This window comes from Arthrobacter sp. D5-1 (genome assembly GCF_017357425.1).
In the GTDB taxonomy this organism is placed as follows: domain Bacteria; phylum Actinomycetota; class Actinomycetes; order Actinomycetales; family Micrococcaceae; genus Arthrobacter.
Map to the genome: position 1 here is coordinate 1,227,081 of NZ_CP014571.1, position 11,481 is coordinate 1,238,561.

At 63.1% G+C, this 11,481-nt stretch carries 8 protein-coding genes; 6 read left to right on the plus strand and 2 right to left on the minus strand.

Translation table 11 applies throughout. From position 1 onward, the window contains the following. Positions 1-202 precede the first annotated feature (202 nt). The 6 genes from AYX22_RS05740 to AYX22_RS05765 all read left to right on the plus strand — a co-directional run bounded on the left by AYX22_RS05740 (position 203) and on the right by AYX22_RS05765 (position 9,445). Entirely contained in the window at positions 203-703 is a 501-nt protein-coding gene (locus AYX22_RS05740) for an HNH endonuclease (RefSeq protein ID WP_024819811.1), read from the plus strand. Between the two features lie 42 nt (positions 704-745). After that, the gene (locus AYX22_RS05745) at positions 746-1,651 is read left to right on the plus strand and encodes an NTP transferase domain-containing protein (RefSeq protein ID WP_207596582.1); all 906 of its coding nucleotides are present in this window, start codon (positions 746-748) and stop codon (positions 1,649-1,651) included. After that, positions 1,648-3,006 (plus strand): molybdopterin molybdotransferase MoeA, encoded by a 1,359-nt coding sequence (locus AYX22_RS05750; protein WP_207596583.1) that lies wholly within the window; start codon positions 1,648-1,650, stop codon positions 3,004-3,006. The genes AYX22_RS05745 and AYX22_RS05750 overlap by 4 nt, the downstream gene beginning before the upstream one ends. 65 nt (positions 3,007-3,071) lie before the next feature. Then, entirely contained in the window at positions 3,072-5,378 is a 2,307-nt protein-coding gene (locus tag AYX22_RS05755) for an FdhF/YdeP family oxidoreductase (protein WP_207596584.1), read from the plus strand. 1 nt (position 5,379) lies between these two features. Beyond that, positions 5,380-6,291 (plus strand): formate dehydrogenase accessory sulfurtransferase FdhD, encoded by a 912-nt coding sequence (gene fdhD, locus AYX22_RS05760; RefSeq protein WP_207596585.1) that lies wholly within the window; start codon positions 5,380-5,382, stop codon positions 6,289-6,291. Positions 6,292-6,415: 124 nt separating this feature from the next. Further along, entirely contained in the window at positions 6,416-9,445 is a 3,030-nt protein-coding gene (locus tag AYX22_RS05765; protein ID WP_207596586.1) for a glycoside hydrolase family 38 C-terminal domain-containing protein, read from the plus strand. A gap of 81 nt (positions 9,446-9,526) precedes the next feature. Here AYX22_RS05765 and AYX22_RS05770 read toward each other — a convergent pair whose 3' ends face one another. Further along, positions 9,527-10,567 (minus strand): hypothetical protein, encoded by a 1,041-nt coding sequence (locus AYX22_RS05770; protein ID WP_207596587.1) that lies wholly within the window; start codon positions 10,565-10,567, stop codon positions 9,527-9,529. Between the two features lie 3 nt (positions 10,568-10,570). After that, positions 10,571-11,479, minus strand: a complete 909-nt coding sequence (locus AYX22_RS05775; protein ID WP_207596588.1) for a hypothetical protein — start codon at positions 11,477-11,479, stop codon at positions 10,571-10,573. Positions 11,480-11,481 lie beyond the last annotated feature (2 nt).

The window sequence follows — 11,481 nt, forward strand, 5'->3', positions numbered from 1 at the left end:
GTTCTGCTTTTAAGGGACGGATTCGGCTCCACGCCTCTTAACCTCGCATGAACTCTTGGCGACACTGCACGGGAAACGACGGAAAAATTCGTTGATACGGCATATGAGTGCTTACCCTTATCTTGTCGATCCACAGCCCGTACAAGCAGAGGGCAGCCGGCCCTCGTGCCCCTGACGGGTGCGGCCGTGAAGAGGTACGTGCATGCGCACACTCGTTCTGAATGCTGGATATGAACCGCTGGCGGTAATAACATTCCGCCGGGCGCTGGTCCTTGTGTTGACTGGGAAAGCTAGCGTAGTGGCCGAAGGCGACGAGCCTGTCGTCGGGCCACAGGAGATTCTCGGACGCCCCTCCGTGATCCTCCTTAACCGCTACATCCGTCCCCGGTACAACAGGATTACCGCCGTGAGCCGACGCGGGGTCCTTCGCCGCGACGGCCATCGCTGCGCCTACTGCGGGAAAACAGCCCACACCATAGACCACGTCCACCCCAAATCCAGGGGCGGCGCGGATTCCTGGGAAAACCTGGTCGCGGCGTGTCTGAAATGCAACAACGCCAAGAGCGACCACACGCTGGCTGAAATGGGTTGGAAACTCCGTTTCACGCCTGGAGTGCCCCAGGGAACCATGTGGCAGATCAAAGAACTCGAGAAACCTGCGCCGGACTGGGACCCGTTCCTGTTGCCGGAATCCGCCGCCTGATCGATTTCTGCTGAACTCCGGCCGCCCCGGTAATCTGGGCGAATGGAGTTCAATGCCGTGATTCTGGCGGGTGGCAGGGCCACCCGCCTCGGTGGCGTGCCCAAGCCGTCGTTGATGTACGACGGCGGGACGCTCCTTTCACGCGCCCTGCAGGCGGCCCGGGGTGCGTCAGCTGTGGTGGTGGTAGGTCCTGACGCGTCAGGAACGGGCGGTGAGCCGTTACCGGTCGAGGTGCTGCGGGCACGGGAGGAACCGGCATTTGCGGGTCCCGCCGCAGCGATTGCTGCGGGGTTGGCGGCGATGAAGGACAACGGAAACAACGCTCCCTGGACGCTCGTCCTGGCATGCGATATGCCGCACGTGTCCCTTGGCGTTTCGTTCCTCTGGAAAGCCCTGGAGGCCCACGCGGGGGTGGACGGTGCCATGGCTGTCTCTGCCGATGGCCGGAAGCAGCCCCTCCTTGGTGCCTACAGCACCAGTGCCCTCGAACGGGAAGTGGCTCAAGCTTCCGAAGGTTCCGGGCTAACGAACGCTTCAGTGTTCCGCCTGCTTGCTAGGCTGAACCTGCTGGACGTAGCCGTCCCCCCAGGCTCCACGGATGACGTGGATACATGGGAGGACGCTGCGGCCCTGGGCATTGACTACAAGTTGGAGGCGGACGTGAAGAGCCAGGAAGAGACGCTCGAGGAATGGTGCCGCACACTGCTGCAGGCATTTGAGCTTGAAGGCGTTGAAGTGGACGTCAATGAAGTGCTCGCTGTTGCCGGAGTGGCGGCGCACTCAGTGGTGCGCCCCGCAGCGCCCTTGACCACCTTCATTGCCGGCTACGCGGCGGGCATGGCCCGCGGCATTGGCCAGGCAAGCGATGATGCGTCCATGAATGCCGCCTTGGAACTGGCCCGCAAAGTTGCCAAGGAGTACTCGGAGTCCGAGGCTGACGCCGAATGACGGAGGCCCCCGCCGAGGGCCATCACGCGGCACACACCTGGCAGGAGGCCCGGCAGCGGGCGTTCGATTGTGCCGCTCCCATCCCTCCGGCTCCGGTCCCGCTCAGGTCAGCCCTCGGCCGCACCCTCGCTGCCGATGCCCGGGCGGTGCAGGATATGCCGCACTACGCTTCCTCAGCCATGGATGGGTGGGCCGTCAACGGAAGCGGTCCGTGGATCCTGAGTGAACCGGGCCAGAGGCTTGCTCCCCACCAAGCAAGTCCCATTGTGACGGGCGGGCTGATTCCGCCGGGTGCAAAAGCAGTACTTCGCAGCGAGAGCGGCGTCATAACCACCGACGACGACGGCCTTCCGGTCCTTGCGCTGGGCGGAACCGCCAAACCCGGCGAACCCCGCAACGGCCAGCACATCCGTAAAGCCGCAGAAGAGGCGGCGGCGGGGGAGGTCTTGCTTACTGCCGGAACCGTGCTCAACCCGGCCCACATCGCTTTGGCTGCGCTGGCCGGTCTGGACCAGCTGGAGGTCCTCGGCAAGCCGCTGGTCAGGTTTCTGCTGACGGGCTCCGAGGTTGTGGCACAAGGGGTTCCGCTGCCCGGACAAGTGCGTGATACTTTCGGCCCGCAATTGGGCGCCGTGGTGGAGCTCCTTGGTGGCATCGCAGGAGAGCAGCTCAGGGTGGGCGACAACTATGAAGAATGGATTTCCGCACTCCAGGACACCGAACCGGCGCTGGACGAGCTGACAGCGGATGACCCTTACCAGGAAACTGAGCCCCCGGCGGACGTAGTCATCACTACCGGCGGGACCGGTCGGTCCGGGACTGACCACTTCAGGCGGGCCGTGGCTGAACTCGGCGGCCGGCTGTTGATCGACGGCATTGCCATGCGCCCCGGTCATCCTGCCGTGCTGGCTGAACTGCCCGATGGCCGTTTTGTGCTGGGCCTGCCGGGAAATCCACTTGCCGCGATGATGGCGCTGTTAACGGTGGGTGCGCCGTTGCTGGCGGCTTTGGGTCATCGGCAGCTGGACGGGGTAGGTGAAGTTCCTTGCGGCGCCATGATCGACGCGGATCCCGGCCGGACCCGCCTGATGCCGTTCAAGCTGGTGTATGGCCTGGCATCGCCGGCGCAGCACACGGGTCCCGGGATGATGCGGGGCCTGGCCGGCGCGGACGGGGTCATGGTGGTACCGCCCCACGGAGTCCAACTGGGCGAGCTGGTCCCGGCGTTTGCCTTGCCGTGGGGCAAACCGTTGCCCGCGCCCAAGTCCGCGGAAGACAAGCCTCGCAAGGCCCCGGCGCGGCAGGCAAAGAAGACTCCCTCCGGCCCGGTGGACTGGAGCGCGCTGGACGCCTGAGTGCTGGACTCCGGAGCACTGCAGCGAACCAGGTGAGGGTGCTAACAAAGTGCAATGATGGACTTATGAACAGGCATGCTCCCGAACAGGACATCAATGAAGATGACCTGCAAATCCACCCACCCAAACAAGCCGCTGCCGGCCTCAAGGCTGTCACGGTGGCTCTTGAACGCGGTTACGCCCAGGCCGGAGTGGCCCGCACGGTCCGTTCCATGCTCAGGGTCAACCAGCACGACGGCTTCGATTGCCCGGGATGCGCCTGGCCCGAATCCATCACCGGCAGGCGCAGCCCCGCCGAGTTCTGCGAGAACGGCGCCAAGGCGATTGCCGAGGAAAGCACCACCCGCACTGTGGGCGCGGAATTTTGGGCGAAACACTCCCTGGCTGACCTCGAAGACAAGACCGAATACTGGCTGGGGAGCCAGGGAAGGTTGTCCGAGCCCGTGGTCATCAAGCCCGGGGATACACACTATTCGCCCATCAGCTGGACCGAGGCCTTCGCGCTGATCGGCGAGCACATCAACGCCACCACACCGGACAAATGTGTTTTCTACACCTCCGGACGTACGGCCAACGAGACCGCTTTCATGTATCAGTTGTTCGCCCGGAGCCTGGGCACCAACAACCTGCCCGACTGCTCCAACATGTGCCACGAATCCTCCGGCAGCGCACTGAACCCCACCATTGGAATCGGCAAGGGCACGGTCTCGCTGGAGGATATCCACCACGCCGAACTGGTCCTGGTGGTGGGCCAGAACCCGGGAACCAACCATCCCCGGATGCTGTCCGCACTGCGGGATTGCAAGAACAACGGCGGGAAGATCATCGCCGTAAACCCGCTTCCCGAGGCGGGCCTGCTGAACTTCAAGGACCCGCAGTCCCTCAACGGCGTCATTGGCGGCGGCACCACCATCGCGGACGAATTCCTGCAGATCAAGGTCGGTGGCGACCTCGCGCTGTTCCAGGCACTGGGCCACCTGCTCCTGGAAGAAGAGCAGCGCAACCCGGGCACCGTCGTCGACCATTCCTTTATTGAGGGGCAGACCGAAGGTTTCGCCGCGTACAAGGAAGCACGTTCAGTCCTGGACTGGGAAGAGACCGGGCGCGCCACTGGCCTGACGCGTGCAGAGATCACCAAGGCCGCGGAAATGATGGCCGCATCCAAGGCCACCATCATCTGTTGGGCCCTTGGACTGACCCAGCAGCCACACTCGGTGGATACCTTGCGCGAGATCATTAATCTGCTGCTGCTCCAAGGGAACTTCGGCAAGCGCGGTGCCGGAGCCTGCCCCGTCCGCGGGCACTCAAATGTGCAGGGCGACCGCACGATGGGGATCTGGGAGAAACCCAAGGAGCCGTTCCTGGCTGCGTTGGACAAGGAGTTCGGCTTCCGCATGCCGCGAGACCACGGCTATGACTCCGTGGAGACCCAACACGCCCTGGAGAAGGGCGAAGTGGATGTTTTCGTCTCCATGGGTGGGAATTTCGCTGCGGCCGGCTCGGACACGGCAGCTTTGGAAGAAGGGTTGAAGAGGGCAGGGCTGACGGTCCACATCTCCACCAAACCCAACCGTGCCCACGTGGTCCACGGCAAGACCTCCCTGATCCTGCCCACCCTGGGCCGGACGGACACCGACGACAAACACCCTAAAGGCAAGCAGTTCCTGTCCGTGGAAGACTCCATGTCCGTCATCCACAAGACGCAGGGGAGGCTGGAGCCGGTCTCTGAGCACCTCCTGAGTGAGCCTGTGATCGTAGCCCGGATGGCGCAAGCCACCCTGGGTGATGACCACAGCGTGGACTGGCGGTCCATGGCCGAGGACTACGACGTGATCCGGGACCACATCTCCAGGGTCATTCCCGGTTTTGAGGACTTCAACGCCCGGGTTCGGACCAAGAACGGCTTCGTGCTGCCCAACCCGCCCCGGGACACGCGGACCTTCGCCACGGACATCGGCAAAGGACGTTTCTCCGTGCGGCCACTTGAGTACCTCGAAGCGCCGCCGGGCCACTTGATCCTCCAGACCGTCCGCAGCCACGACCAGTACAACACCACGTTCTACGGTTTGGATGACCGGTATCGCGGCGTTTCGGAGGGGCGGCGGGTCATCCTGGTCCACCCGGATGACCTGAAGGAGCTGGGCTTCGAAGACCGGGACCTGGTGGATGTCATCTCCACCTTCGCGGGAACGGAACGGCGGGCCGACAAGTTCCGGCTCATCGGATACCCCACGGCCAAGGGCTGTGCCGCTGCGTACTTCCCGGAGGCCAACGCCCTGGTCCACCGCGAACTGGTGGCCAGGGAATCCAACACCCCCGGCTATAAGGCCATGACGGTTCACTTCGTCAAGCATGTGGAGAACGGAGCCTGATATGGGACGCGTGACCCAGCGCCGCAAGGTGCATAAGTTTGTCCTGGACGGCTCACCGCAGGCGCTGGAGCATCCTGTCCGATACAAGGAAGATGTACTGGCCGTGGAGGAGCCCCTGGAGATCCGCTTGGGGGAGATGTCCTTCTCCGTGACCATGCGGACCCCCGGGGACGACTTCGACCTCGTGGCCGGATTCCTCGTCTCGGAAGGGATCATCTGGGAGCCGGCCCAACTGATCTCTGAACGATTCTGCGCGGGGGAGAACGAAGACGGTGTGCAGACCTTCAACGTGGTGGACGCCCAACTCCGGCCTGACGTGGTGCGGCCCGATACCGGCCGGAACGTCTACACCTCCAGTTCCTGTGGAATCTGCGGGACGGACTCCATCGAAGCTGTCCGCAAGTCCTCCCATCACAGTCCGCGCGAGGACAACGTCACGGTGCCGGTCCGCGCCTTGGCCGCCCTTCCGGACCGTCTCCGGGAGGCGCAAGCGGTCTTTGACAAAACGGGCGGTGTGCACGCTGCCGGACTCTTCCGGATTCACGACGACGGAACCACCGAGCTGCTCTGCCTGCGCGAAGATGTTGGCAGGCACAACGCGGTGGACAAGGTAGTGGGCTGGGCTTTGCGGGCGGGCATGCTGCCGCTGAGAGGGACAGTCCTCCAGGTCTCCGGCAGGGCGTCCTTTGAATTGGTCCAGAAGGCTGCCATGGCGGGTATTCCAGTACTCTCCGCGGTCAGCGCACCGTCAAGCCTCGCAGCTGAACTCGCAGAAGAAACGGGGATTACGCTGGCAGGGTTCAGCCGGGGGCATAGTCTCAATGTCTATGCCGGCCGGGACAGAATCCTCGCAGAACCGGCCCCGGCAGATGCGCTGCCCGTAGGGGATAGCCGTCAATCACTTGGCTATTAGGCTGGAACAAAGTAGATTTTATCCATCGATTGGAAGCGCGGCGAGCCCAGAATCGCCGTCTGAACCTGCACGCCTGGTGCGTGTACCAAGCGTGAAATCCAGCTAAAGCCCAAAGGGGAATTAATTGCACGACGACCGCCGGATCACTGAACAGCGCCTCGATCGATTCGTTCGGGAACGCATTCTTCCGGCCATTTACGGGAGAGCCTTACCGCTGCAGCTCAGCAGCTGGGATGTTCCCGGCGAGCCCGTGCCGGCGGCAGAGGCTGTGCGCCAGCTCTTCACCCCGCAGGAGCACGGCGCCCCGTGGGGAAAGGCCTGGAGCACCAAGTGGCTCCACCTGCAGGGTGAAGTCCCGCAGGACTGGGGTATGACTGAATCCACGTCGGTGGAAATCATCGTGGACCTCGGCTTCAACAGCGACGTCCCCGGGTTCCAGTGCGAAGGCACCGCCTGGCGCGCCGACGGCAGCATCATCAAGGCGATCTCGCCCCGGAACTATCACGTCCCCGTCAAACTGCTTGGCGGCGGACACTCCGTGGATTTTTATGTTGAAGCTGCGGCGAACCCGGACGTTGCCCAGGGGTGGTCCTTTGCTCCCACTCCGCTGGGAGACAAAGCGACGTCCGGCGACGAGCCCCGCTACCGCCTGGGCCGCATCGCCATGGCAGAGCTGAACGAGACGGTGTGGGAACTCAACCAGGACATCTGGACACTGAGCGGACTCATGCATGAACTTCCCATGGAACTTCCCCGCCGCCATGAAATCCTGCGGGCGCTGGAACGGATGCTGGACATCATGGACCCGGACGACGTCGCTGGAACTGCTGCGGCCGGTCGCGAAGCGTTGAAGGAAGTGCTGGGCCGGCCCGCTTATGCTTCCGCCCACCAGCTCCTGGCTACGGGCCATGCCCACATCGACTCCGCATGGTTGTGGCCTGTCCGCGAGACCATCCGTAAATGTGCCCGGACGTTCTCCAACGTGGTGGCACTCATGGACGAGGATCCTGACTTTGTGTTCTCCTGCTCCTCGGCCCAGCAGATGGCGTGGATCAAGGAGTACTTCCCTGAGCTCTTTGTCCGGATCCGGGAGAAGGTCAAGGCCGGTCAGTTCATCCCCGTGGGCGGCATGTGGGTGGAATCGGATACCAACATGCCCGGAGGCGAGGCCATGGCCCGCCAGTTTGTGGAGGGCAAGAGCTTCTTCCTGAAGGAATTCGACGTCGAATGCCAGGAGGCCTGGCTGCCGGACTCCTTCGGCTACTCCGGTGCCATCCCGCAGATCGTGAAGGAGGCCGGTTCCCGTTGGTTCCTTACACAGAAGATTTCCTGGAACAAGGTCAACCGGATGCCGCACCATACCTTCACCTGGGAGGGCATTGACGGAACCCGGCTGTTCACGCATTTCCCGCCGGTGGATACGTACAACGCTGAACTGCACGGCCGCGAACTGGCCCACGCGGAACGCAACTACCGCGAACACGGCCGCGGAACCATGTCACTGGTGCCGTTCGGTTATGGCGACGGCGGTGGCGGACCCACGCGTGAAATGGTGGCCGCCGCGCACCGCACTGCAGACCTTGAAGGTTCGCCGAAGGTCCGGATGGGCACTGCCAAGGACTTCTTCACCAAGGCCGAGGCGGAGTACACCAACCTTCCGGTCTGGGTGGGCGAGATGTACCTGGAAATGCACCGCGGAACTTACACCAGCCAAGCCAAGACCAAGCGTGGCAACCGCCGAAGCGAACACCTGCTGCGCGAGGCCGAGCTGTGGTGCTCCACCGCCGCCGTCCGTCTCGGTGCGGACTACACATATCCCCAGGCCGAGCTGAAGCGGCTCTGGCAACTGGTGCTCCTGCAGCAGTTCCACGACATCCTGCCGGGCAGCTCCATCGCCTGGGTCCACCAGGACGCCGAGCGCAACTATGAGGCCATTTCCCGTGACCTTGAGGCCATCATCAGCCATGCCGCCCAGGCTCTGGTGGGGACCGGCAGCACGAGCTTCCTGCTCAACGCAGCCCCGCATCCGCGCAGCGGCGTGCCGGCTCTGACAATAGCCGAAGCCGATGGACCCGGCGACGATGTCCAGGTGGAGGAATACGGCGGCGGCTTCGTGCTGGACAACGGCATCATCCGTGCGGTTCTGGACGGCAACGGCCTGCTCACCTCCTTGGTGGACCATGCCGGCGGCCGCGACGCCATAGCCCCCGGGCAGTCCGGCAACCTGCTGGAGCTGTTCCGGGATACCCCCAATGAATGGGACGCGTGGGACATCGAAGAGTTCTATCGCCGGAACGTCACCCAGCTGACCCAAGCGGACACCATCGACCTCGAGCGCACGCCGCGTGGCGCCGTCGTGGTGGTCCAACGGAAGGTGGGCGCCTCCACCATCACCCAGCGCATCACGCTCGAGGCCGGTGCCAAGTCCCTGGGGATCGCTACCACGGTGGACTGGCAGGAACGCGAAAAGATGCTGAAGATCGCCTTCCCGCTGGACGTCAGGGCGGATCGTTCGGCGTCCGAGACACAGTTCGGCCACGTCTTCCGGCCGACCCACACCAACACGTCCTGGGAAGCCGCCAAGTTCGAAATTTGCGCGCACCGCTGGATCCACGTCGCAGAACCAGGCTATGGAGTTGCCGTCAGCAACTCCTCCAGCTACGGACACGATGTCACCAGGGCGGTCCGCACCGATGGCGGAACGACGACGACGGTCCGCACCTCGCTGCTGCGCTCGGCCCGGTTCCCGGACCCTGAAGCCGACAGGGGAGAACACACCTTGGAGGTTTCCATCCGGCCCGGCGCTGAAATCGCCGATGCCGTGGAAGAGGGCTACCGCACCAACCTGAAGCCACGGTTCGTGACCGGTGGGCACCCCGTGGAGCCGCTGGTTTCGGTCTCGAACCCGGCCATTGTGGTGGAAGCCGTGAAGCTGGCCGAGGACGGATCCGGCGACGTGATCGTCCGGCTCTACGAATCGCTGGGGGAGCGCTCAGCTGCCACGGTACGGCCCGGATTTGAGGTAGTTGGTGCCACTGCCACCGACCTGCTGGAACGCGTTGCAGAGGCGCCTGGAGTGACGGTGGGGGAACGCTCGGAGGTGGAGCTGGTGCTTCGGCCGTTCCAACTGGTGACCCTGCGCTTCACACGCTGACCCGGAATACAGTAGAACGCCGGCGGCCTTGCACGGGAAATCGTGCAAGGCCGCCGGCGTTTGTGGTGGTGGCGCGGTGGGTTATTCGACCAATTCGACGTCCACTGCATCCTTCAGAATCTGAACCCGCAAGGGGATCACGGCGTCGTAGCTCTTGATTTCGTCGGCGATCCTCTTTGAGAAGACTTCCTCCACCAAGACGGGCATGTCCTTGACGCCGGACAGGTACCGTTTGGCGGCAAAATCGAACTCCGAGCGGTTGTACCTGATCCTTGCGTTGAGGACCTTCAGTTCGTCGGCAATCTTCAGGAATTCCTCGTCGGAGGCGTTGCGTGCGGTGGCATCATCGGTCTTTTGGACCATTTGATCCTTGAGCCGGACGAATTCGTTGTAGTTCTCTTCCGATTTCGCCGTGATCTCCGCGTTGGATTCGAGCTGCGCGACGCTGTTGTCAAAGGTGCGGGCAAATTCGACATAGGCCACATTCTTTGATTGCTTGAGTTGGTTCGCAGCTTCCCTGCAAGGGGCCGCGGCCTGGCTGAGCAAGGTTTGGCGTTCCCTCAAGGTTGAGGCCTTGGAACCGACGAACAAACCGTTGCATCCTGCGCCGTCAGCCCGGAAAAGGCCTTCAAACTCCGGGTAGGACTCCACCAGGCCTTCCATATGGTCAACGAAGCCACCGTACGAGCCGCCAAGTTGCCCGACGGCGATGCCGACCCCGTCTTCCTTCGATGAGTGGGCATCCTGGACGTTCTTCAGTGCTGTCCGGGCAGCCTCCGCCGCGCGTTGGAACTCCTCGCGCTCCGTGGAGGAATTCTTCTCAGCTTCCTCCTGCGAAGCCGGGGCATTCCGCGCCTTCTTGTACGCCGCGAGATACGCATTGGCCGCAGGCTGAAGCTTGCTCCGGGCGTCCACCAGGGCGGAGACATGCTGGTCCTTCAGCGTCTGCAGGCTTTCCTTGCGTTGTTGGCCGGAGATTTGGGTCACCGCCACGACAGCCGCTGCGGCCACCAGCAGCAGGACAACGACACTGGAGACCAGGATGAGGGCCAGCTTGCGCTTCTTGGGCGCCGGCTGCTGTGCGGGGTCCGGTTGAGGCGTGGGTCCGGGTTCGATCGTCATGGCCTATTCCCCGTCCTTGCCTGAAGCATCAAACTGGTCCGTGCGTTTCCTGAGGGCACTTTCAAAGGCCTTGTTGGACTCGTTGGCATTGTTGATGAGCTGGGTGTATTTCTCTTTCGCGGTGCCCTCATACTTCGTTTCGGCGGTTTTGAGGGCGTCGTTGATCTCCAGCATGGCGAGTCCGGCCAGCGTGCGTTTGGCGGTGCGTTCGAAGTCGTCCTTGGCATCCAGGACTTCCTGCTGTTTGTCCCGCTGTCCGCGGATAATGCCTTCAACTGATGTCAGCAGTTCGGTGGTATCGGCATCGGTGCCGTCTTTGGCCGCGCCAACGGCGGTAAGGCAGGCGTCAGCGCCCTTGACGTAGTCTTCGGAATACGTCTCGCTGCCAACGTTCAGGGACGAATGCAGCGGAGCGCATGGCCCACCGACGGACTGGGTGACCTTGGCGGTGTTGACCGCCAATTGGTCGTTGTAGGCGATGACGGCCCCGTAGTTTTCCTTGAAACGATTGTAGGCCTCGCTGATTTCCTGCTCCTGCACCGCTGGTGATGAACCCATCCGGTCAAGGCGATCCCGGTTTATCCCGGACTCGCGTTTCAGGAGGTCACCATCCTGGCTGAGGACAGTGTCCTGTGCCTCTTGCCCGGCAGTTTCGGACATCACGTTCGTCAGCCGGACCGAAAAGCGGGTGACCAGTGGATCGTAGAGGTTCATCGAGTTGTCCAGAATGGCGCGTTCCTTGTCCAAGCGGACAAGATCTGCGCGCTGAACGCCTGTCGGGCGGGAAAGGACAAACCATGTGCCAAGCCCTCCAGCCACAACGGCGGCGGCAACAATTGCGGCAATGATGACGGCACGCCGGGACTTCCTGCGCCCCGGTTCGGCTTCTGTATCCAAAGTCTTTTCCCCCATTT

Coding starts and splice junctions, on each gene's coding strand:
- AYX22_RS05740 (WP_024819811.1), top strand. CDS start 203: ATGCGCACACTCGTTCTGAATGCTGGATATGAACCGCTGGCGGTAATA.
- AYX22_RS05745 (WP_207596582.1), top strand. CDS start 746: ATGGAGTTCAATGCCGTGATTCTGGCGGGTGGCAGGGCCACCCGCCTC.
- AYX22_RS05750 (WP_207596583.1), top strand. CDS start 1,648: ATGACGGAGGCCCCCGCCGAGGGCCATCACGCGGCACACACCTGGCAG.
- AYX22_RS05755 (WP_207596584.1), top strand. CDS start 3,072: ATGAACAGGCATGCTCCCGAACAGGACATCAATGAAGATGACCTGCAA.
- fdhD (WP_207596585.1), top strand. CDS start 5,380: ATGGGACGCGTGACCCAGCGCCGCAAGGTGCATAAGTTTGTCCTGGAC.
- AYX22_RS05770 (WP_207596587.1), bottom strand. CDS start 10,567: ATGACGATCGAACCCGGACCCACGCCTCAACCGGACCCCGCACAGCAG.
- AYX22_RS05775 (WP_207596588.1), bottom strand. CDS start 11,479: ATGGGGGAAAAGACTTTGGATACAGAAGCCGAACCGGGGCGCAGGAAG.